Source organism: Paenibacillus sp. XY044, assembly GCF_002257645.1.
In the GTDB taxonomy this organism is placed as follows: domain Bacteria; phylum Bacillota; class Bacilli; order Paenibacillales; family Paenibacillaceae; genus Paenibacillus_AQ.
In genome coordinates this window covers 427,291-449,758 of sequence record NZ_NQMO01000005.1, presented here as the reverse complement: position 1 = coordinate 449,758, position 22,468 = coordinate 427,291, and the positions used below count along the sequence as shown (strand labels likewise).

General features: G+C 55.4%; 21 protein-coding genes. 13 read left to right on the top strand and 8 right to left on the bottom strand.

Annotation, left to right across the window (positions count from 1 at the left end):
- The first annotated feature begins 65 nt into the window (after positions 1–65).
- Positions 66–1,091 (top strand): SMI1/KNR4 family protein, encoded by a 1,026-nt coding sequence (locus CJP46_RS21855; protein ID WP_094597742.1) that lies wholly within the window; start codon positions 66–68, stop codon positions 1,089–1,091.
- 188 nt (positions 1,092–1,279) lie between these two features.
- Here the strand turns inward: CJP46_RS21855 and tatC are convergent, their stop codons facing one another.
- Both tatC and CJP46_RS21845 read right to left on the bottom strand, forming a co-directional pair.
- Complete coding sequence (gene tatC / locus CJP46_RS21850) at positions 1,280–2,050, bottom strand: twin-arginine translocase subunit TatC (protein WP_094597741.1); 771 nt, start codon at positions 2,048–2,050, stop codon at positions 1,280–1,282.
- A 32-nt stretch (positions 2,051–2,082) separates the two neighbouring features.
- Positions 2,083–2,334: a MerR family transcriptional regulator gene (locus tag CJP46_RS21845; RefSeq protein WP_094597740.1), complete on the bottom strand. Its 252-nt coding sequence runs from the start codon at positions 2,332–2,334 to the stop codon at positions 2,083–2,085.
- 283 nt (positions 2,335–2,617) lie between these two features.
- On the opposite strand from CJP46_RS21845, the gene CJP46_RS21840 reads away from it, so the two are divergent.
- The 4 genes from CJP46_RS21840 (at position 2,618) to CJP46_RS21825 (ending at position 6,819) form a co-directional block, all read left to right on the top strand.
- Positions 2,618–4,222 (top strand): flavin monoamine oxidase family protein, encoded by a 1,605-nt coding sequence (locus tag CJP46_RS21840; protein WP_094597739.1) that lies wholly within the window; start codon positions 2,618–2,620, stop codon positions 4,220–4,222.
- A 26-nt stretch (positions 4,223–4,248) separates the two neighbouring features.
- Positions 4,249–4,800, top strand: coding sequence for a RidA family protein (locus CJP46_RS21835; RefSeq protein WP_094597738.1), 552 nt, complete (start codon positions 4,249–4,251; stop codon positions 4,798–4,800).
- A 69-nt stretch (positions 4,801–4,869) separates the two neighbouring features.
- Positions 4,870–5,079 carry a twin-arginine translocase TatA/TatE family subunit gene (locus tag CJP46_RS21830; protein WP_094597737.1) on the top strand — a complete coding sequence of 70 codons (210 nt, stop codon included), beginning with the start codon at positions 4,870–4,872 and terminating at the stop codon, positions 5,077–5,079.
- Positions 5,080–5,340: 261 nt separating this feature from the next.
- Positions 5,341–6,819: a protein adenylyltransferase SelO gene (locus CJP46_RS21825; RefSeq protein ID WP_094597736.1), complete on the top strand. Its 1,479-nt coding sequence runs from the start codon at positions 5,341–5,343 to the stop codon at positions 6,817–6,819.
- Between the two features lie 142 nt (positions 6,820–6,961).
- On the opposite strand, the gene CJP46_RS21820 is transcribed toward CJP46_RS21825, so the two are convergent.
- The 4 genes from CJP46_RS21820 to CJP46_RS21805 all read right to left on the bottom strand — a co-directional run bounded on the left by CJP46_RS21820 (position 6,962) and on the right by CJP46_RS21805 (position 11,481).
- The gene (locus CJP46_RS21820) at positions 6,962–8,311 is read right to left on the bottom strand and encodes a glycoside hydrolase family 5 protein (RefSeq protein ID WP_179281263.1); all 1,350 of its coding nucleotides are present in this window, start codon (positions 8,309–8,311) and stop codon (positions 6,962–6,964) included.
- Positions 8,312–8,335: 24 nt separating this feature from the next.
- Positions 8,336–9,181 (bottom strand): carbohydrate ABC transporter permease, encoded by an 846-nt coding sequence (locus CJP46_RS21815; RefSeq protein ID WP_094597734.1) that lies wholly within the window; start codon positions 9,179–9,181, stop codon positions 8,336–8,338.
- Positions 9,182–9,199: 18 nt separating this feature from the next.
- Entirely contained in the window at positions 9,200–10,090 is an 891-nt protein-coding gene (locus CJP46_RS21810) for a carbohydrate ABC transporter permease (protein WP_094597733.1), read from the bottom strand.
- Positions 10,091–10,182: 92 nt separating this feature from the next.
- Entirely contained in the window at positions 10,183–11,481 is a 1,299-nt protein-coding gene (locus tag CJP46_RS21805; RefSeq protein WP_094597732.1) for an ABC transporter substrate-binding protein, read from the bottom strand.
- A gap of 349 nt (positions 11,482–11,830) precedes the next feature.
- Here CJP46_RS21805 and CJP46_RS21800 point away from each other — a divergent pair, with 349 nt between their 5' ends.
- The 3 genes from CJP46_RS21800 (at position 11,831) to CJP46_RS21790 (ending at position 14,480) form a co-directional block, all read left to right on the top strand.
- The gene (locus CJP46_RS21800) at positions 11,831–13,378 is read left to right on the top strand and encodes a sensor histidine kinase (RefSeq protein ID WP_094597731.1); all 1,548 of its coding nucleotides are present in this window, start codon (positions 11,831–11,833) and stop codon (positions 13,376–13,378) included.
- Positions 13,371–14,093 carry a response regulator transcription factor gene (locus CJP46_RS21795; protein WP_094597730.1) on the top strand — a complete coding sequence of 241 codons (723 nt, stop codon included), beginning with the start codon at positions 13,371–13,373 and terminating at the stop codon, positions 14,091–14,093. Before CJP46_RS21800 ends, CJP46_RS21795 begins: the two co-directional genes overlap by 8 nt.
- 99 nt (positions 14,094–14,192) lie before the next feature.
- The gene (locus CJP46_RS21790) at positions 14,193–14,480 is read left to right on the top strand and encodes an alpha/beta-type small acid-soluble spore protein (RefSeq protein ID WP_094597729.1); all 288 of its coding nucleotides are present in this window, start codon (positions 14,193–14,195) and stop codon (positions 14,478–14,480) included.
- 275 nt (positions 14,481–14,755) lie between these two features.
- Here CJP46_RS21790 and CJP46_RS21785 read toward each other — a convergent pair whose 3' ends face one another.
- Together CJP46_RS21785 and CJP46_RS21780 are read right to left on the bottom strand one after the other, a co-directional pair.
- Positions 14,756–16,150 carry a sensor histidine kinase gene (locus CJP46_RS21785; protein WP_094597728.1) on the bottom strand — a complete coding sequence of 465 codons (1,395 nt, stop codon included), beginning with the start codon at positions 16,148–16,150 and terminating at the stop codon, positions 14,756–14,758.
- The gene (locus CJP46_RS21780; protein WP_094597727.1) at positions 16,150–16,827 is read right to left on the bottom strand and encodes a response regulator transcription factor; all 678 of its coding nucleotides are present in this window, start codon (positions 16,825–16,827) and stop codon (positions 16,150–16,152) included. Before CJP46_RS21780 ends, CJP46_RS21785 begins: the two co-directional genes overlap by 1 nt.
- 298 nt (positions 16,828–17,125) lie before the next feature.
- On the opposite strand from CJP46_RS21780, the gene CJP46_RS21775 reads away from it, so the two are divergent.
- The 5 genes from CJP46_RS21775 to CJP46_RS21755 all read left to right on the top strand — a co-directional run bounded on the left by CJP46_RS21775 (position 17,126) and on the right by CJP46_RS21755 (position 22,355).
- Positions 17,126–17,875 carry a polyphosphate polymerase domain-containing protein gene (locus CJP46_RS21775; protein ID WP_094597726.1) on the top strand — a complete coding sequence of 250 codons (750 nt, stop codon included), beginning with the start codon at positions 17,126–17,128 and terminating at the stop codon, positions 17,873–17,875.
- Positions 17,872–18,552, top strand: coding sequence for a DUF4956 domain-containing protein (locus CJP46_RS21770; protein WP_094597725.1), 681 nt, complete (start codon positions 17,872–17,874; stop codon positions 18,550–18,552). The genes CJP46_RS21775 and CJP46_RS21770 overlap by 4 nt, the downstream gene beginning before the upstream one ends.
- A gap of 19 nt (positions 18,553–18,571) precedes the next feature.
- Positions 18,572–21,112 (top strand): carbohydrate-binding domain-containing protein, encoded by a 2,541-nt coding sequence (locus CJP46_RS21765; RefSeq protein ID WP_094597724.1) that lies wholly within the window; start codon positions 18,572–18,574, stop codon positions 21,110–21,112.
- Between the two features lie 197 nt (positions 21,113–21,309).
- Positions 21,310–21,975 (top strand): YdeI/OmpD-associated family protein, encoded by a 666-nt coding sequence (locus CJP46_RS21760; protein ID WP_094597723.1) that lies wholly within the window; start codon positions 21,310–21,312, stop codon positions 21,973–21,975.
- A gap of 14 nt (positions 21,976–21,989) precedes the next feature.
- A complete protein-coding gene (locus CJP46_RS21755; RefSeq protein WP_094597722.1) occupies positions 21,990–22,355 on the top strand; it encodes an MmcQ/YjbR family DNA-binding protein in 366 nt (121 codons plus the stop codon).
- Positions 22,356–22,468 lie beyond the last annotated feature (113 nt).

The following is a 22,468-nucleotide window of genomic DNA, read 5'->3' as shown; positions in this document are numbered from 1 at the left end:
CTGGAGAACCTCCTTCGGAAAATGCTATAATCACACCAAGAAGGATAATGCTGGGGGGCAAGAGGATGAGCGAGGATTTGTTGGAACAGTTGGAAACATGGCATGAAGAGGATGATTACGAACGGATCGTGGAGGCCGTGACGGAAATTCCCGCCGAGGAAAGGAATTACGAGCTGGTCAGCCATTTGGGCCGGGCGCTGAACAATCTGGAGCGCTACGAGGAGGCGGTGCAGCAGTTTCTGACCGTTGCCGAAGAAGGAGCGGATGATCCGCTCTGGCATTACCGGATTGGACTGGCCTACTATTACCTGGAACAGTACGATGACGCCGAGCGGGAGTTTACCCGTGCCGATGAGCTGGAGCCGGGGGATGAGGATACGTTGGAGTTCCTGGAATGGATTCGCGCCAAGAAGGCTGGGGAGTTCGAGGAAGAGACGGATGAAGACGTGGAATCCGACGATTCGGCGGACGACAGCGACTCGGATGACGCCGAGGAAACAGAAGAAACGGGCGGTGCTGCGGCGGTCGTGGCTTCCGTGGATGTCATCCCATCCAGTGAAACCGATTTAGGCGAAGGGTATGACTCGCCAAACATTGGTTTCGATATCAACAACTTCTGGAATGACGCCGATCCCGATTCGGAATCGTACGTTTCGGCACCGCCAACGGATGATCTGATCGATTCCGTGCAGGAGGAACTGGTGTTCAAGCTGCCGGCGTTTTATGTGCAGATGATGAAAATACATAACGGGGGCATCCCCCGCAGCCGGTACTTCCCGCTGGGGGAAGCCGCTGATGGAGCACCAAGCGGGGTCCGGATTACCGGCATGCTCGGCATCGGCCGGGACAAGCCCAAGTCGCTCTGCGGCGCCTCCGGCAGCCGGTCCATTATCGAGAACGGAGGTTATCCGGAATTCGGCGTCGTCATTTGCGATGGCCCACAGGAATCCGGCGTGGTTATGCTGGATTACCGCGGCTCCGGCAACGACGGGGAGCCTGAGGTAGTGCATGTGGATCAGGCAAACGGGCGTCGGATTACCCGGCTGGCGCCGGATTTTGAAACCTTCGTCCGTGGATTGGTCAACGCCTAAAGCCCTAACAAGGCGAAACCATAAAAACGTGAGCGGGAGATAGAATCCCTGCAATATCGCCAGAAAATCATGAGGAAGCTGCTCCCTCTCAGGGAGACAGCTTCCTTTTTGCGTTCATGTGAGGAACTTTCCCCTAGAATGGGCACTGCAGCTGCAATCCCATACACTTGCACTTCCATTTCTGCAGTTTAGGTTGCCGAATAGGTGCGATCCGCGCCAGTAAGCTCTAAGGCCTCCTTGGCGCGCTGCTTCTTGCGATGGACCCAGCCCGCCAGCCAGGCGCTGATTTCGTACAATGCGATCAAGGGGATGGCCACCATCAGATGGGAGACGAGGTCGGGCGGCGAGATCAGCGCAGCCACGGCGACCAGAATGACGTAGGCGTAACGCCTCATCCCTTTTAGAACCGAAGGGCTTAAGATTCCGATCCGGGCCAGAAACATGACGATCACGGGCAGCTCGAAGGCGATGGCGAGCGGAATCATGATATTGAACATAAATCCGAAGTACTGAGAGACGCCATAGGTCTCCACAAGGCCGATCTGGCGGTTGATGCCGGCCGTAAAGCGCAGGCTCATCGGAAAGACGACGAAATACGCAAAGGCCACACCCACCAGAAAGCAGGCGGCGGAGAACGGGATGTAGCGGACTGCGGCCTTCTGCTCGCCAGGCTTGAGCCCCTGGCTGACGAACCGCCAGATTTGAAGCATCCCGAAAGGCACGGTCGGCAGCAGCGAAAGCACCATGGCAATGCTCATATAGATTCGCAGTCCGTCCCATGGTGAGAAGACGTTCCATGCGACCTGGAGCGGGGAATGCGTCCGCAGCAGCGTCAGGATATGGGGGGCTGCTACCAGGCCGGCTGCCATACTGACGATGAATACGGCGGCGATCCGAAGGATCCGTTTTCTAAGCTCGGCGATATGGCCAAGCAGGGTCATCGTATTTTTCGCTTCCATTGGCGAATGTCACTCCTCCCAAGTCATGTCCGTTACCGGAAGACCGGCGTGCAGCGCGGCGTTTTCGATTTTTTCATTTCCTTCAGCTCCAGCGTATTAAATCCCTCCTGCATTTTTTGATGTATGTCCTGTATGGCCTTCACGTCTTCAAAAGAATAACGGCGGTTACCTCCTTTCGTCCGCTCCGGGAAGATCAGTTTCCGTTCCTCGTAATACCGGATCTGGCGTTCCGACAAGCCGGTCAGCTCGCAGACGACCCCAATGCTCATCACCTTGCTCTCCATACTTTTTACCTCCTGTGCAAGTATAGTTAACCCCGGGCTATTTGCGGAAATGGCCAGGATTGAAACCTAAAGAGAAGATAAACGGAAGAGAAGAGATACACCTTTCGGAATCTTATGGAAGGAATTATGACATGATTTTAAGGAAATCCCTTTGAAAAAGCAATCGGTTTTTTAAAAATAAAAAAACACTGTCAGAAATCCTTACACAAAATCACCGAAAATCAAAGTTCTTTGCTAAGATCGCCTCAAGAGGTTCCAATCCACTAGTGAAGGAGTGATCGAGGTGACGATGAAGGAGCAACCGAAAGAGATGACCCGCAGACAATTTCTGTCGACTGTCGGCAAGGTGGGGGGATCCGTAGCCGTCTTCAGTCTGATGGGAACGATGGGTCTGCTGTCGCCGGAGACGTTGAAGGCCGCCGAATATGAACCGCCGGGGCCGAATGATCTGCACTTAAGCGGACGGGGCGGCAAAAAAATCATTATTCTCGGCGCCGGGATCGCCGGCATGACGGCAGCGTACGAACTGGGATTGGCCGGGTACGACTGCACGATTCTTGAGGCGAAAAGCCGAGCAGGCGGCCGATGCTGGACCATCCGCGGAGGCACGTCGGAAGCAGAAATCGGCTCGGACATCCAAACGTCCCGCTTCGATAAGGGTTTGTATTTCAATGCGGGCCCGATGCGCATACCGCAATTCCATGTCACCTTGGAATACTGCCGGAAATTCGGCGTTGCGATCGAACCGTTCAACAACGTGAACGAGAGCGGCTATTACTACAATGAAAACGTAGGCGCTTTGTCCGGCCAGAAGGTGCCGAAGCGGGCCGCCAAAGCGGATGTGCGCGGCTACGTCGCGGAAATGCTCGCGAAGGCGGTCGACCAGGACGCGCTCGATCTCCCGCTTACGGCCGAGGAGAAGACGAAGCTCGTCGATTACTTAAAGGTAGAGGGCGACCTAAACCCCGATTTGTTCTACAAAGGCTCGCAGCGCGGCGGCTACAAGGATGAGCCGGGAAGCCGCCTTGATGCCGGGGTGCTCCGCGATCCGTTCGACCTGAAGGCGATCATCAACTCCGGATTCGGCAAGTACTTCAGCAATGAGTACGAATATGACCAGCAGATGATGATGTTCCACCCGATCGGCGGGATGGACGCCATTGCGAAGGCGTTCGAGAAGCGGGTCGGCCAGCGGATCAAATACCGGGCCGAGGTCAAGGAGATCCGCCAGTCCTCGACCGGCGTGCGGGTCGTATACACCGACATGTCCTCCGGCCGGGAGCAGGAGGTCAAAGGAGATTACTGCATATGCACGATTCCGTTATCGGTGCTGAAGAAGATCCCGGCCGATTTTTCCCCCGAAATGTCCAAGGCGATTCAGAGCATAAACTACGCATCGGCCGGGAAGATCGGGCTGCAGTTCAAGCGGCGCTTCTGGGAAGAGGATGAGCACCTGTACGGGGGCAGCAGCTTGACGAATATGGACATTACGCAGATCTATTACCCGCCGACCGATTATTTCGGGAAAAAGGGAGTCCTGCTCGGCTACTATGCCTACGGCGGCGTTGCCGACAAGCTCGGAGCCATGTCGTACGCGGAGCGGGAGAAACTCGCGCTGGCACAGGGAGCCAAGATTCACCCGCAGTATCCGAAAGAGTTCGAATCCTCCTATTCGATCAACTGGAAAACGGTCAAGTACCAGGAGGGTGGCTGGGTTTCGTACTCGGCGAACGACCGCAAAACCTACTACCCTACCCTTTGTAAGCCTGACAACCGGATATACCTGGCAGGTGAGCATATCAGCTATATTACGGCCTGGCAGGCCGGTGCGATCGAGTCCGCCCGCGAGGCGGTCACCGATATTCATCAGCGCGTGATGAAATCATAAATCCATAAGAGAAGGAGCTTGATTCCATGATGAAAAAAGCGAAAGCGGCGCTGCTGATGACGGTTCTGCTTGGCACAGTCAGCGTCACGGCTTATGCTGACAGCGCCGCCCATACCCCGGCGAAACCGACCAAGACGGCGCCAGCACCTTTATTTTACGGCAGCCCGTCGTCGTCCATTTCCAGCGGTGTGGTCGTTCCCGAAGGCGCATCGTATCTGTTCACGAGCGGCACCGTCCCGCCTGTGCTGAACAAGGACGGCAAGACGGTCTACGAACGCTACGGGGATACGAAAACGCAGGGCATCGGCATTTTGAAGGAAATCGAGAAGCAGCTGAAGGAGCAGGGCCTTGGCCTGAAGGACGTCGTTTACCTGCGGGTATACATTGCTCCTGACGCCCAGAAGGGCGGCACGTTCGATTACACGGGATGGTTCGATGCCTATGCGCAGTTTTTCAATACGGAGGCCAATCCGGTGAAGCCGGCCCGCTCTACGGTAGGCGTGGCAAGCCTGGTGAGCTCCGACTGGCTGATCGAAATCGAAGCGGTGGCCGTGAAGCCGGATTCCAAGAAGAAGTAAGGCCGGGAGCGCTGACTTTGATATGATAAATGGTTTTTACCATGATAAGTGAGAAGGAGCTGATTGGTTATGTTTCAAAACGTGGGATTTGCCGGGTTGATGATGATTCTGGTCGTCGTGCTGATTTTGTTCGGACCTTCCAAGCTGCCGGAACTGGGTCGTGCCGTAGGACGCACGCTCTCCGAATTCAAATCTTCCGCCAGGGACCTGGTCGGCGAGGACAAAGAGGAAGACAAAGAGCGTGAGCGAGAGTCCGGTGTCATTAAACTCAAAGGATAACGTATAATGGAGTCAGCCCCGCCATTCTGCACGAATGGCGGGGTTTGTTTGTGCGCAGTCTGACAGAACGGCCGCATGGCCTCTTCCGCTGTGTTCTTTTATAATAGAATGATCAGCCGTGGTTCGGCCGCCGCTGCCCTGAGCCGTATAATAAATTCCGTACGGCACAGGCTATGAAGCAGTGGAACCGGCCTTGGTCGGAAGAAAACAGGTTGCCATGATACGAAGAAGATTTCATTAGGATTTAAAAAGGAGACCTTTATGACAGATACACAAGGAAAGCTGGAGGCGGGATGGCATTTTGACAACAGCTACGCCGGACTGCCGGATCTGTTTTATACCCGGCAGGATCCGGTGCCGGTGCGCTCGCCGCGGATCGTCGTATTTAACGAGCCGCTCGCCGCGTCGCTGGGCTTGAACGCTCAGGTGCTCATGAGCGATGAAGGGGCGGCGGAACTGGCGGGAAATCGCGTTCCGGAAGGGGCGCAGCCACTCGCTCAGGCATACGCCGGTCATCAATTCGGCCATCTCACGATGCTGGGCGACGGGCGGGCGATCCTGCTGGGGGAGCAGATCTCTCCGCAGGGTGAGCGAATAGATATTCAGCTGAAAGGAGCGGGCCGCACGCCATACTCCCGGGGAGGCGACGGACGGGCGGCCCTGGGGCCGATGCTGCGCGAGTACATCATCAGCGAGGCTATGCATGGCCTCGGCATTCCCACGACGCGCAGCCTGGCGGTGACGGCGACCGGCCAGCCGATCACCCGCGAGAAGGAACTGCCGGGCGCGATTGTGACCCGCGTGGCGGCCAGCCATATCCGCGTCGGCACGTTTCAGTTCGCGCGGGGAGCGGGCACGACAGATGACCTGCGGGCTTTGGCCGATTATACTCTGCAGAGGCATTATCCGGACGCTGATCTTGCCTCCGGCGAGAACCGCTACCTCGTGCTGTTGCAGGAAGTAATCAAGCGTCAGGCCGCCCTGATCGCCAAATGGCAGCTGGTCGGATTCGTTCACGGCGTCATGAATACGGACAACATGACCCTCAGCGGGGAAACGATCGACTATGGTCCGTGCGCCTTTATGGACACCTACGATCCGGCCACCGTATTCAGCTCCATCGACTCGCAAGGCCGGTATGCCTACGGCAACCAGCCGTACATCGGCTCCTGGAATCTCGCCAGATTGGCCGAAGCCTTGCTGCCGCTGCTGCATGAGGACGAGGAGCAGGCCGTTAAACTGGCGGAGAACGCGGTCGGGACTTTTGCCGGGCTGTTTAATGATCACTGGCTTGCCGGGATGAGGGCGAAGCTCGGGATCTTCCAGGAAGAGCCGGAGGACGAGGCGCTCATCGAGGAGCTTCTGGAGATGATGAAGACCCACCGCGCTGACTATACCAATACGTTTCTTGCTTTAACGTTTGACCGGTTGGAGGGGACGCGGCTGCATGGCACCGAAGAATTCGAGGCCTGGCATGGGCGCTGGCAGGCAAGGCTTGACCGGCAGTCCGAAACCCAAGAGGCTGCACATCAGTTGATGCGGGACAGCAATCCGGCGGTCATCCCGCGGAACCACCGGGTGGAGGAAGCGCTGGAGGCGGCGGAGCAGGACGGCGATTACGAAGTGATGCACCAGCTGCTGCAGGTTCTTGCCGATCCTTACGCGCATACGCCGGAACAAGCTGAGTATGCCGTCGTACCGGAGCCATCGTGCCGTTATCGGACCTATTGCGGCACCTAAACCCGATAACCTTCTACAGGGGGCATCCAATCTCCATACCTTACAGAGAAGGTCAGCCGAAGCTCCCTTCCCATCCATCGAAAAAGACCGCAGCTTCCATGGCTGCGGTCTTTTTTACGTTCATTCACTTGTTCAATTGAACTTATTCCTCACTGCCCGTGTACTTTCGGATCACGGCCGACAGCTCGTCCCACTGCTCGCATTGGTCCCAGTGGAAGGACTCAGGAAGCCGGTACGCTTCTTCCCAAGGCAGCTCACGCAGGAACGGCTTCAGGTTCTGCTCGACGCAAATGACCTGCATGATTGTCCGCATGCGGAACTGCAGCGGATAGCGCTCTTCCTTGGAGATCGGCTTGAAGTGCGTTTCGGCCATGTAATCGACGAGTGCTTCGCCTTTTTCCTGCTCCTGATGCTGGTTCCACACCTCTTTGATCCGTCCGGTGAGCTGACGCCACGGCGTATCTTCCCGGGGATACACGATACCCATCGTGGCCGCGTCCTTATAAGTCCACAGCGCCCAGGAGACGTCGCTCTCCTCGCACAGGTCGAGCATGTCCTCGATAATCGTCATCTCAAAGTCGATCGATTCTTGGCTGAACACGAGTCCGAGCTCGCCGCACCAGAGCGGGCGTTTGTATTTGTCCCGAATGCTGACCAATTGGCCGAAGGCATCCTTGAAGATTTCCCGGCGGCGGGTACGGTCCATTTCCGGCGTGAGCACAGCGGGCTCATCCACGAACGGATAGAAGTGGAACTCATAGGCCACCTGCGGGTCGTCTACCGGATCCAGCATCGAGAAGTCGGTGGTGAATTTGTTGCCTTCGATGAAAATAATATGGTGCGGGTCCACCTTGCGGATCTCCGCGATGACTTTGTGGTAAAACTCGTTGAACACTTCGGCGTTCGTGACGAGCGACGGCTCGTTGACGATGTCGTAGGCTGCCACCCAAGGCTGGTCCTTGTAGTAGTCGGCGATATGCCCCCAGAGCCCGATCACGGTGTCGCGCAGCGCTCCGTATTCCCAGAACAGCGGCAGGCCGGAGTTCGTATCGCAGTGCCAGTCCGGATTCTGCCCGCCGGGAACGGAGTGAAGGTCGAGGATCGCGTAAATTTCGTATTTTTCGCATAAGGACACGATGTGATCCAGGTACTTAAAGCGGTTTTTATATTCGCCGGGGTGCTGGTCATCGATAAAATATTTGTAGTTAAACGGAATGCGCAGTGAGTTGACGCCAAGCTTTTTCAAGAACTGAAAGTCTTGTTCGTCCACGAACTCCAGCAGGAATCGGTCGAAGAACCTGTCGCTGCGCTCTTTGCCGTACACTTCCGCAAAGGCCTGCTTGATCATCGTGTCCGTTCCCGGCAGTCCGATCATGAAATGCTCCAGGTTCATCCATGAGCCGAGTCCAAATCCGCGGAACAAGATCTTTTCCCCATCAACCGTAAAATCCTGACCCTTCACTTGTACAAAATGCTTCAAATTTGTTGCCATAATACCTCTCCTTTGCTGCATTTACTAGTTTTTCATGCCGGTCGTGGCCACGCCCTGAATAAAGAACCTCTCGCCGATCAGGAATACGATAATCATTGGCAGCGTGGACAACAACGTTCCGGCCATCAGCAGGCCGTAATCCATCGTATGTTCGGTCTGGAATGCTTTCAGCCCGAGCTGCAGCGTTTTTAAGGTGTCGTCGTTCAAATAGATCAGCGGCGCCAGATAGTCGTTCCACATATACGTAAAGGTGAAGATCGCCAGTGTGGATACCCCGGGTGCCGCCAGCGGCATGATGATCCGCCAAAAGATACGCCATTCGTTAAATCCGTCCACCCGCGCGGCTTCGTTCAGCTCGATCGGCAGCGTCAGAAAGAACTGCCGCAGCAAGAAGATGCCGAATCCGCTGAAGAGCTGGATTAGAATGTAGCCGATATGGGTGTTGTACAAGCCCAAATGGCTGACGATCGAAAACTGCGGAACCATGATCGAATGCCAAGGCATCATCAGGTTCGTCATGAACAAAATGAACACGACGCCTTTGAAAGGCACCTTCAGCTTGGCGAACGCATAAGCCGCCATGGAGCAGATGATCACCTGCACCACCGTGATGATCACGGACAGCTTCAGCGTGTTCAGAAAATACCGGGCAAACGGGATCGTCTCCCACACTTGCTTGTAATTGTCTAAATATAACGAATGGGGAATCCAGTTCGTCGGGTTTTTGAACAGGTCCACATCCGTGCGAAGCGAAGTCGATATCATCCATAAGAAGGGGAAAAGGGTGATGATCGAAGCGACGACCAACAAGACCAGCAGAAGCGTATGCAGCAGCTTGTCTCTTCTGGTACTTCCGACGGCATTCAACATGTGCACTCTCCTCCCATCTTAGTAAGTGACCCACTTCTTCTCCAGTTTGAACTGGATCAGCGAAATAATCATGATGATGATGAACAAGACCATCGACATGGCGGAAGCGTAGCCCATCCGGTAGTTGATGAACGCTTCTTGGTAAATCCGGAACACGAGTACGTTGGTGGATCGTCCCGGACCGCCGTCGGTCATGACCGAGACGAGGTCGAAGACCTGAAAGGAATTGATGATGGTCAGCACAAGCACCATGAATAAGGTAGGCGACAATCCGGGCAGCGTAACGTAGAGGAAGCGCTGGAATTTGCCGGCGCCGTCCAGTTTGGCCGACTCATACAAATATTCCGGGACGCCCTGAATGCCCGCAAGCAAAATGATCATATAATAGCCGAAGCTTTTCCACACTGCGACGAGCACGATGGCGAGCAGCGCCCAGTGGGAAGACATCAGCCACTGCGGCGGATTGGCGATGCCGACCGCTTTCAGGATCTGGTTGATCGGACCGGACATCGGGTTGAACAGCAGTCCCCAGACGATGGCGATCGACACCATCGAGGTGATCTGCGGGAGATAAAAGGCCATCCGCAGGTACCGCTTCAGGCGCAGCACGTTGTTCAGGGCAATGGCCGAGAAGAGAGCCAGCGCCATCGTGAGCGGCACGAACAGGACGGTATAGATCAGATTGTTTTTCAGCGAAATAAGGAAATAGTCGTCCTTCATCAGCTTCTGGTAGTTGTCCAGGCCGATCAAGTGGGGCTTGATATTAAATCCGCCGTAATCGGTAAAGCTCATATACAAACCGTAAAGCAGCGGAAGGAAAATAAAAATGGCAAAAAGCACGAAGGCCGGAAGGATGAACAAGGTTCCTGGCACATAGGTTTTCCACTGTAAAAGACGTCTGTTTGTCACGTTCCATCAACTCCCTTTTCGTGACGTCTGTCATCATTGAAAGACCTTCTGCCGCCTTAAAACCGCGCGGCAGAAGGTCGCATGCAGCTTACTTATTTGTTCAGAACCGACTGGCGCTGGGACATAAAGTTTTGAATCGTCTTATCGGCATCCTGCTCGTGGAACAGGAACAGATCCCGCTGTTCGCCGTATACGCGGTTCACTTCTTCGATCTGTCCTACCGGCTGGTTCTCCGCTACAGCCTTCGCTTCGAAGAAGAAGCCGCTGCCCTGGATGCCCGTCCCGTTCAGGAAGGAATCCTTGGTCTTGTCGCTGGAGAAAGCAGGCAGCACGCCGGAGTCGGCGATGATCGATTCGCCTTCCTGGCCGGTGACGAACTGCACGAACTTGAAGGCGGCGTCTTGATTGCCGCTGGCCGGGTTGATACCCATAAAGGTGCTGACGCCGCCGACGGTGACCGGATCCTTGACACCGTCCGGCTGCGGAAGCGGAGCCATGTCGAAGTCGATATCCGTTTTGCCGGCAGCGATGTCCGCTTTTAGCATGCTGATCGTCCATTCGCCGTTGACCATCATGGCCACGTTGCCGCTTTCAAACTGCTTGATCCAGTCGATGCTTTCCGCTTTCATTTGTTTGTAGCTCATGTGGGACTTGTCCTGCTCATACAGGCGGTCCTGGAATTTCAGCCAATCGCCGACTTTGTCCAGGTTGTCGTCCAGCAGGGTCGTTCCTTGCTGCAGTGCTCCGAGCGGAGCCGTGATCCAGTCGGCATAATAGCCGCCCCACTGCTTGCTTGAACCGTCTCCCTTGGTCAGGCTTTTAGCCAAATCCGCGTATTCATTCCAAGTCATTTGCTTGGGAGGTTCAATGCCTTCTTTTTCAAAAATGGCCTTGTTGTAGAACAGCGCATATTCGGAGGTACGGTAAGGCAGGGCGTAATACTTCCCTTGGGTGAGCACCTGGGTGATGTCCTGGAAGCTCGGGCCGTAGGCGCCAACATCCAGGTTCGCCTGCTTAATTGGGTCGGACAGGTCGACCAGCTGGTTCCGGGATGCGTACAGCCCAAGGCTGCTCGTACCGTTGATGCTGTAGACGTCCATTTTTGAACCGCCGGACAGGTTGTTCATGATTTTGGTATTGTATTCGTCGGAGTTGTTGCTGATCGTGTTCATTTTGACCTCAATGTCCGGATTTTTGGCATTGAAGGCATCCACGACCTTGCGCATGTAGTTTTCTTCATCCGTCCATGTGTAATATTGCAAGACGACCTTACCCTGGTCGCCGCCGCCGCTGCTGCCTTGATCGCCGGCATTATTGGAGCTGCAGCCGACCGCAGTCAAGGTGAGCGCCGTGACGAGAAGCATGCCGATGAAGCTGTGCTTTTTCCTCAAAATGAACCCCTCCTGTATCTCGTTGTGCTTTTAATATTAGATCGTATCAGGCAGCCGGGTAAGGTTGAACTTTTATCATCGGCCGGGGATGAGCCCTTTCAGGTGCCCGGAAGTCAGGTGTTCGGGAGAAGAACCGGGGCAGACCGGATGAGCCGGAAAGGAGCAAGAGCGGCAGAGGTTGCATAAAATTTCAACCTTTACAAGAGGAACGGCGTGCCTTAAAATTTGTTAAATTTAGAGGTTATATAGAATGAACTAAAGTTTCTACTTGTCATTCCATGATCCACGGGGAATAATCGTAACAAAGTTGGGGTTTTCATAAATTCAATCTATATAGGATGGAGTCATCATGTTTATCTTCCTGGTGTTTATCCTTTTTATCGCTATAGCCATCTTCTGTCTCACGCAGCAAAAATATACGAAAGCCACGCTGTTCATGCTGGTGATGGGGCTGTCCTATCTGCTCGTCGTTTCCGGCATCATCATCTACATGTCCAAGGATGCGTATTACTATTACAGCCTGTACAGCTATTTCGGGATCAGCCAAAAGTTCCAAAACCAGCTGATGTTTCTGCCGGTTTCCCGGATGGTGCTGATTCGGATGTCCGTTTTTTTTACGATGACATTCCTGTATACGGGGCTGTGCTCGGCCATCTATTTTGCGTTCACCGTGCCGCGGAAGCGAAGCCGCCTGATCCTGCCGCTGTTGGCCGTACCGTGCATCATTCAGGTGATCGCGTATGATCCGGGCTTTTATACATGGCTTTACTACAAGCTGTATCCGGCCTATACCTCATCCCAGGACCTGATCTCCGCGTACGAGACGTTTCACCGGGTGACTTCAGTCGTGAACGCGCTGTACATCGCCGCGGGAATTCTGCTGCTGGTGTATGCGTTTTTTGATGCGCCGAAGGTTCGCCAAATCCGCAGCAACATCCTGATGATCCTGATCGGCTATGTATCGGTTCAGGTGACGTATTATTACATCAATTTCTGGGCTCCGGACATGCTGATCATTGTATCCAAAGCAGCTCACTTCATCCGGTACAAGCCGATCAACCTGGTCGGCAACCCGTCCATCTATATTCTTCTGCCCTACATCGCGGGGTTCTGCCTGTTCGTCAGCCTGTATGGCATCTACAAGTATGCCCGGATCCAGAACAGCATCCGCAATCAGGAATCGTTCATTTCCCGCAACATCGATTCCGCCGTGCTGACGTCGCGGGTGTTCAGCCATTATATGAAAAACGAGCTCCTGGCCATCATGGCGCAGACGGAGTTTTTGGAGGAGATGTGCGAGAAGTCGCCCGAGGTGGTGGGGGAGATCAAAGTCATCGAACAGCGCTGCCGCAGCATCTATGATAGACTGGACGTAATCCACCAGAAGACGGTCAAGTCCAAACTGGACCTTGAACCCGTCGCCATCGACGAGCTGATCGGAAAGGTGCTGAGCGATATGAGCCTGGAGCTGAAGGCCGTGCAGGTGGACTACGCGAGAAATCAGCGGAAGCTCATGGTGATGGCGGATCCGTATTATTTTTCTCAGGCTGTGGAAAATATCGTATCCAATGCGATCGATGCGCTGGAGCACATTCCGGAGAAATCGAGAAGAATCGAGATCGAAACGCATGTAAAACATAAATGGGTGGAGCTGGTCATCCGCGATAACGGTGTCGGCTTTCCTGAAGAGGATGCGGCAAACATCTTTCAGCCGTTTTATTCGTCCAAGCCTACGTCCACCAACTGGGGCATGGGCTTGTCGTTATGCCGGGCCATTATTACGACGCACGGGGGCAAAATCGGAGCTGTCAGCAAACCGGGAGAGGGCAGCACGTTTCATATCATCATGCCTCTGCTTTCGATAGCAAAGACGGAAGGGGGAAGACCGCATGAGTAATCCTGTCATCAAGGTGCTGATCGTCGAAGACGATAACCTGATCGCCAAACGCTATCAGATGATTCTGACGAAGGATCCGGAGATCGAGTGCGTCGGCAGGGCCGCCAGCGGCTACGAAGGGACGATGTTGGCAGCGCTTACGAAGCCGGATATCATCCTGATGGACATTGAACTTGAGGATAAGCAGGCGGGTTTGCGCGCCTCGTCGGAAATTTTGAATTACATGCCGAACGTCAAAATCGTCATGCTGACCGTAAATGAGACCGACGACACCGTGTTCCGGGCGTTCGAGATCGGGGTAACGAACTATTTGCTGAAGAACATGCCGGCCGAGGAGATTCTGAGCGCCATCAAAGACGCGTATTACGATATGCCGTCGCTGCATGCCAATATTGCCGGGAAAATCACCCGGGAGTTTAAACGGATCAAGTCGACGGAGGACAGCCTGATTCATAACTTTCATATTCTGACGAAGCTGACGCCGACCGAAATCGAGGTGCTGGATTTGCTCCTGCAGGACTACACCCGCCAGGAAATCTGCAAAGCGCGGCAGGTGGAGCCGTCCACGTTAAAGTCGCAGATCAACAGCATTTTGAAAAAGTTCAACAAAACCAGCATGCAGGAGGTCATCCCTATGCTGCGCGAGCTGCATATTCCGCAAATTTTGGCCCAGCGTAAAGGAGGCATTCCGTTCCAGGATAAACCCCATATATAAGCCTTAATACAGGAGGCAGGATCAGGCAGCATTTATAAAGGATGGCCCTTGCCGTCTCCGGGCATGTTAAGGGAAAACCGATGGGGAGATGAAGCAGGAATGTCCAGAAGAAACCGAAAATACGCGGTGCCTGGTGTGGCCAGGGGAATGCAGAATTTTAAAGCGGAAGTCATGCGGCGCGAGGGGTATGACGTGGACCCGAACCGGCCGGATGACGTGAAATACGAAGTCGCCAAAGAGCTCGGCGTGCCGCTCAGTCCGGACGGTAACGGCGAGCTGACGACGGAATCCGTCGGCCATGTCGGCGGTAAAATCGGCGGATCGATGGTCCGCGAAATGATCCGGCTGGCCCAGCAGCAGCTGGCGGAGCAGGACGGGCAGAAGTAACAAGCTTAGGCTGTGGTATGACGGCTTCTCTTGCGATAAAGGAAGCCTGAGTCTCTGAAGCTTATCTTCTCTTATATCTAAAAAAGGAGGCACCCCAAAGGGTGCCTTTATGCTATTCACTACCGTTTATAGCCCGGCCATGTGCCGGTCCCTTGTGAATTCAAAGTAAACCAAACCCTGCTGCAGCTCTGGTAACCGGACAAAATGCAGTTTGTCCAATAAGCGGACGGACCGTTCATTATTCGGCTCGACGGTGGCGTGGCCGGCAAAAGGGCTTACCCCAGCTGCACATCAAACGTCGTTTTCTCGTTCGGCACGCTTTTCACGGATATTTTCCCTTTATGCTGCTCAATGATCGATTTGGCGATCGCCAGGCCAAGGCCGTATCCGCCGTGCCTACGGGAGCGGGAGGCGTCGACGCGGTAGAAGCGGTCAAAGATGCTGTCCAGATGCTCCGGGGCGATGCCCTCGCCCGTGTTCGTCACCCTCAGCAGCTGATGGTTATGCTGTTTCTTCAAACTTAGATGGATCGAGCCCCGGGGATTGGTATATTTGACGGCGTTGTCCAGCAGGATCATGACGACCTGCTTGATCTGCTCGCTGCTGCCGGTCAGGGTCAGATGCGGCTCGATATCATAGGTGAAGGACAGCTCCTTTTCGAAAATAACGGCTTCCATCGTAAGGATGACGCTTTCGACTGCCTCGCTGAGGTCAAACGGCACGAAGATCATATGGCCCCGCGCATCGTCCATCTGAGTCAGGTACAAGAGATCGTTCGTGAGCGTCTTCATGCGCTCGGTCTCTGATTTAATATGCTGCAGCCATTTCGACTGCGACCGGATCGACTCGTCGCTGTTGGCCAGAAGGACGTCGGCATTCGTGTTGATGACCGCAAGCGGCGTCTTCAGCTCATGCGAAGCGTCCGCGATAAACTGCTTCTGCTTGTCGAAGGCTTCGCGGACCGGTTCGATGGACCGGTTGGCGAAATATCGGCTCGTCAGATAGATGACAGCCAGCATGACCAGCGCCACGATGGAAAAGGTGTAGATCAGGGTGGTGATGATTTTCAGCTGGGCCGTCACGTCGAGGAACACGATGGAGTAGCCGCTCGGAGTCTGCTGAACGCTGTAAGCCCAGCGCGTTCCCTCCAGTGTGAACTGGGCGTTGCGGACGGGCTTTGAAGCCGCCTCCTCCTTGGCCGTCTCATAGAACGTATCCTCCATATCAAACCGGGTGTTCTTGGACAGGAGGTTCCATTCCCGGTCCGTCTTCAGCTCGAAGGATACCGACAGTTCCGGCGGCGGCGTCTGTCCGCCGTCCCGGGGACGGCGCGGATCCATATCTCCCGAGCCGGACGGCTCCTCGCCGATGCCTGCAGAAGCCTGGCTCTGGGCGACGGTGTTGCCAGTGCCGGACAAGCTGCCCGTCTTCCCGCCGCTGCCGGTCTGCGCCATCGAGGCCCCGCCCTGCCCGGAGCCCTTCCCCGGGCTTTGCTTCCCGGGCACTCCATCCTTATGGTAAAACTCCGAGACACGCTCCAGTTCCATGCCGATGTCGCGGCGCACGTTTTGATAGGTAATCACGTAAATCGTTGCAAAGGCGACCAGCATGATGATGGTGATGATGACCATGTTCATCAGCAGAAACCGGTTGCGCAGCTTCTTGAACATTAAGAAGTCGCCTCCAATACATAGCCGACGCCACGGATCGTGCTGATCCGCACCGAGGCGTTCAGGAACGTGATCTTTTTCCGCAGAAATGAAATATACACTTCCACGTTGTTGTGCTCCGCATCGGAGTCAAATCCCCACAGCTTCTCAATCATCTGCTCCTTGGATGTGACCGCCGATTTCCGCAGCATCAGCAGCTCGAGCAGCTCGCATTCTTTCAAAATCAGCTTCAGCTCCTTGCCGTTGCAGCTCAGCTTCAGCGTGGATGTATTCAGCTCGATATCCCCGAATTTCAGGCCGTCTTCGGGGACGACTTCCCCTTTGCGGCGCAGCGCCGCCCGGATCCGGGCAAGCAGCTCGCCCGTCGAAAACGGCTTGGCGACATAGTCGTCGGCCCCGCAGTCCAGCCCCGAAATCGTATCCGAAATTTCCCCCTTGGCGGTAAGCATGATAACCGGCGTCGCGATGCCTTCGGCCCGGATCGTCTTCAGCAGCGTGATTCCATCCATCCCCGGCAGCATAATGTCGAGCAGCAGCAGATCGTAGATCCCGCTGAGGGCGTTATCCAGACCCGTCTGGCCGTCATGGACGGCATCGACGGAGTAATGGTTTTTTTTCAAAATCTGGGTTAGGGCCTCGGCCAGGTTGACCTCATCTTCCACAATTAATATCCGCATGATCGTAATCTCCTTCATACCTTCTGGCGAAGCGTTATTGTCTCACTATTATAAGAAGCGAACCTTTAATCAACCTTTAACGCCTTGAACGGCGGCCCCTTGGGCTGCGGTTGGGGTGGCTTAAGCCCTGACCCGCGCTTGTTCCCTATTGTACAATGGTGCACTTGTTTTGTAATCGGAATGTAAACGGAATGTTATCGCAATGTTTAAGATTCGTTAAAGGTTAAGCCATTAAGCTACAAACATGAAGGGCGATGAGCCCGGGTGAACCTGCATAAACGAAAGGAGCGAAATGACAATGGCTATTGAAGTGTTTAACCGGTATGAGAACAAGTATCTGATGGACACCAAGGCTTTTTACAACATTTACAACGATCTGATGGCATATATGGAACCGGATGAAAACAACAAGGACAACAAGTTCTACACCATCAGCAACCTGTACTACGACACGGAGCATCATACGCTCATCCGTACGAGTTTGGCCAAGCCCAAGTACCGGGAAAAGCTGCGGATCCGGTCGTACGGCGTGCCGGAGAGCGACGCCAAAGTGTATCTGGAGCTGAAGAAAAAGGTGTTCGGCCTGGTGAACAAAAGAAGAACCTCGCTCAAGCTTCATGAGGCATATGATTTCGTTCGGACCGGGGTTCCGCCGGAATTCCGGAAGGGCATGAACCGCCAGGTGGTCAGCGAAATCGAGTATTTTCTGAGCCGGTACGAGCTGAAACCGATGGTGTATCTGGCATACGACCGCATCGCCTTGTTTTGCAAGGGAAACCGGGATCTGCGGATCACCTTCGACACCAACATCCGCTCGCGGCGCTGCGACCTTGCGCTTGAGGCCGGAGATTACGGCGATCAGCTGATGGAGCGGGGGCAGTGGCTGATGGAGGTCAAGGCCGAGAAGACCGTTCCGGTCTGGCTGTCCAAAATGCTCTCCGAGCATCAGATGTACCGTACAAGCTTCTCCAAATACGGGAACGAGTATAAAAAATCGATACGGCATGCAAATGCACCAGTTGTGGAAAGGGAGAGAGTTGTTTTATGATCGATTCCATTTTGAATTCGTCCGCTGCGGACACGACATTATCGTTATCCCATGCGCTTCTGACGCTGGCTATCGCCATCGTGCTGGGTGCCATTATCAGCTTCACTTACATGAAAACACAGCCTGCCTATTCGCCGAGCTTCACCTTGACGATGATGGTGCTGCCGGCGATCGTAGCCATCATTATTATGCTGATCGGCAGCAATATCGCCCGGGCGTTCAGCCTGGCCGGCGCCTTCTCGATCATTCGCTTCCGGAGCGCGCCGGGAGACTCGAAGGACATTTCTTATGTTCTGTTCTCCATGGCGGCTGGTTTGTCGGCCGGCGTTGGCGCTTTTGGCTATGCCGTGTTGTTCACGATCATCCTCTGCGCACTGATGTACGTGCTCAAGCTGGTCAAGTTCGGCACACGCAAAGACGCGATCAAAACGCTCAAGGTGACGATTCCGGAGAATCTCGGTTACGAAGAGGCGTTTGAGGAGATTTTCCGCATGCACAACGTCGAATACGAGTTGAAAAAGGTCAAAACCACGGAGCTAGGCAGCCTCTATGAGGTGGTGTACTCCGTGAAAATGGGGCCGCAGACGAACCAGAAGGAATTTCTGGACGCCATCCGGACCCGCAACGGCAATCTGGATATTACGCTGACGATGAACCCTGCGGTGCAGGAATATTAAATGAAACGAGGTTGATACGATGAAACATTCCTATAAAACGAAATTTGCCGCGATTCTGATCCTGTCGGCCATGCTGGCCTCCGGGTGCACGACGAATGCGGCGAGCAATACGACGACTGCGGCGGACGGCGCGGCGACCGAGGCGACGGAAACAACAACGGTAGATGCGAGCGAAGCGAACGCGAAGCTGGCCAGCCTGAAAATCAAGGACTTGGTGGAGTATGACGACGACGATACCACGGTGGATTGGTCAGCCGGTGATTCCACGGTCATCAAGCTGAATGGCACGGACGCGACCGTAGCCGGGGCGGGCGCAAAGTCCAGCGGGGGCGATGTTACGATATCCTCGGCCGGAACGTATGTGATCAGCGGCAAGCTGCAAGGAGGCAGCATCGTGGTCGATGCGGGCGAAGACGACGTCGTGCATCTGGTTCTGAACGATGCGCAAATCGCGAGCTCGGACGGCCCGGCCATCCAGGTTAAGAAAGCCGGCAAAACGGTGCTGACGCTGCCGAAAGGGACGCAGAACACGCTGTCGGACGGCACGAAGTATGCGGATACGTCCGATGAGGCGCCGACGGCAGCCCTGTTCAGCCAGGACGATCTGACGATTAACGGCACTGGCCAGCTGACCGTGCAAGGGAATTATAAGGATGGCATCACCAGCAAGGACGATCTGAAAATCGTCAGCGGCACGCTGAGCATCAACGCGGCGGATGACGGCATTATCGGCCGCGATCTGGCCGCCGTCAAAGCGGGCACGATTACCGTCAACGCCGGTGGAGACGGCTTCAAGACGACCTATGATGGGGACAAGGACAAAGGGTACCTGCTTATTGAGGACGGCACGTTCCATGTTGAATCCGGAAGCGACGGCTTTCAGGCGGCGGCATCTCTGCTGATCGCCGGCGGTACCTATGATGTGGTGAGCGGCGGCGGCAGCGAGAACGCCGAACCGCATGAGGAGGAAATGCCGATGCAGCGCCCTGATTTCGGCGGCCAGTCCGGAGCGGACGGACAGGGAGGTAAGTCCGGTGCCCAAGGCACAGACAGCGGCGCGGCTGCGGATTCGACGAGCGGCGACGCGGCATCGGCTAAGGATTCCGCATCCCAGGTGAAAGATGACGCCGCTGCGGGTACGAACAGCAGCAGTGGAACAGACGCGGATGCGGCACAGACGGAAGATGAAGAAAGCGAGTCCACGAGCTCGAAAGGACTCAAGGCGGAAGCGGGCATTGCCGTTTCGGGCGGCACGTTCGCGATCGACTCGGCGGACGATACGGTGCACAGCAATGGCAGCATCCTTGTTTCCGGCGGGCAGCTGGATCTCGCGACCGGCGATGACGGCATTCACGGCGACGTATCGATCGTCATTTCCGGCGGCAAAGTGAACATCAAGAACAGCTACGAAGGCATTGAGGCCGCGGATATCAACATCGCCGGCGGCGAGGTGAACGTCGTCGCCAGCGATGATGGCGTGAATGCTTCCGACGGAAGCGGCAGCTCAGAAGGGCCGGGCGGCATGTTCGGCGGACAGCCGCCGGCAGGCATGCCAGGACAGGCGCCGGATCAAGCGACCGGCAGCCAAGGGCAGACGGGCGACCAAGCGCAGTCCGGATCGTCTGCGCAAACAGGCAGCAGCTCGCAGTCTGGTACGGACTCGGCGCAGTCCAATACTCAAGCGAATGCCGGTGACCAGGCGGCGCAGAACGGCTCGGCCGACCAAAACGGCGCCCAGCAGCGTCCGGACGGCCAAGGCATGTCTGGCGGCCCGAGTGGAGGCGCCGGCACTGCGCAGCTGACGATCAGCGGCGGCTACCTGACGGTGAATGCGCAAGGCGACGGCCTGGATTCCAACGGCTCCATCACGATGACCGGAGGCACTGCGATCGTGAACGGTCCGACATCGGGCGGCAACGGCGCCCTTGACTATGACGGCACGTTCGAGCAGTCCGGCGGTCTGCTGGTTGCCGCAGGAAGCGCCGGCATGGCCCAAGCGCCATCGGAAAGCTCGTCGCAGCGCTCGGTGCTCATGACGTTCCCGAGCACAGTCAAGGCGGGCACGCTCGTGACAATGACCGACAGCGCAGGTACACCGGTCTTGAGCTTCGCACCGGCTAAAGACATCCAGACCATCGTCATTTCCACGCCGGATCTGAAGTCCGGAGAGACATACGCCTTCTATACAGGCGGCACGTCGACAGGCACGCTGAAGGACGGCTTGTACACAGGCGGCAAGCTGAACGGCGGTACGAAGGTCGTCAGCTTCAAACTCGGTGACACGGTCACTTATGTGAACGAGTCCGGCGTGACCACCGGCGGCGGTGGATTTGGCGGCGGATTTGGCGGCGGCCGGGGGCCGGGCGGCAGAGGAGGAGCGAACGGTAACGGATCGGGAGCGAGCGGCCAAAGCGGTACCTCCGGCACCAGTGGAGGCGGCAGCGCATCCGGTAACTCCAGCGACAGCACGTCCGGCAGCGGAACAAGCAGTACCGGACAGTCCGGCACGTCGGGCTCCGGCAGCTCGGATGCTGCTGATACAAGCACATCCTCGATCTAATGACCGGCACGAAAGTGTGCAGAATAAGCGGTGTTACGCATGATTCTCGAAGAGCCCCCATTCCTATGGGGGCTCTTTTCGTCGTGCTGTGAGTGGACGCTGCTGAAGGGAGGTTGCTTTTTCTCCGAATGTTCGCTTTACTATATACGAAAAAAGTACAGAATATTAGATAGATTAACTTATGGAGGTTCTTGGGGATGGCAAAAACGATCGTAGAAAAGTTGAACCTGCAAAAATATAACAAGACGGCGGTACTGTATCCGCCGGAAGGGGAGGAACTGCTGGCCGGTCTGGAATCGTACGATACCGAGCTGAAAGACGGCGGATACGACCTGATTTTCGCCTTTGTGCTCGACATGGAGTCTCTGCAGGAGCTTGTACGGACGGTGATTGACGACAAGCATCTGAACGAAGGGGGATATTTGTACGCGGCGTATCCCAAAAAGGGAAACAAGGTGTACTCCACCTATATTCACAGGGATGAGCTGCTGGAAGGGCTAGGCGCAGATCAGGATGGATATATCGGGACAAGCAGCATCAAGTTTGCACGCATGGTCGGATTGAACGACGTGTTTACGGTCGTCGGCTTAAAAGCAGAGGGGCGAAGCAAAAAGCAGCCTTCGTCCAAACCGAGCCAATCGGTCGGCGATTATGAGACCTTGATTCCGGAGGTGGAGAAAGACCTGCAGGATGCTCCGGAAGTGCTTGCCTTCTACCAGTCCCTCACGCCGGGATACCGCAGGGATTGGGCCCGGTACATTTACAGTGCGGTACAGGAAGAGACCCGGGCGAAACGTCGCGAGGACATGAAAACAGCGCTGGCGGCGGGCTATAAAACGATGGACTTGTATCGGAGAAGATAGGGAGGTAGGCTGTCATGAAAACAAAGCAGGGCTTGGACATGCTGGAGCGGGTACGGGGCATCTGCCGTCCGCTGCCGGAGGTGGAGGAGATCATCGACGGCTTTGGCCACAACGTCATGAAGGTCAGGGGGAAAACTTTCGTCATGATGGGGGAGAACGAGGGCATTCCGAGCCTTTCGTTCAAATCGACCAAGGAAGAGCAGTTCCTGCTGCTGCAGCAGGAAGGCTACGTCAAAACGCCTTATATCGGGCACCACGGCTGGGTTTCGTGTGATAAATCATCCGTCCCGGACTGGGATGAGTTGGCCGTGCTGATCAAGGAGGCATATCTGCTTGCGGCGCCCAAACGGCTGGTGAAGCAGGTCATGGAAGGTGCATGATTTTGGAGTTTAGCACAAAACTAGAAACATATTCCTTTCCCCGGACGTCTATAATCTAGGCGGTCCCTGGCAGATCGATTAAGCCGGGTTCGTCTGAGATGAGACTACATTCT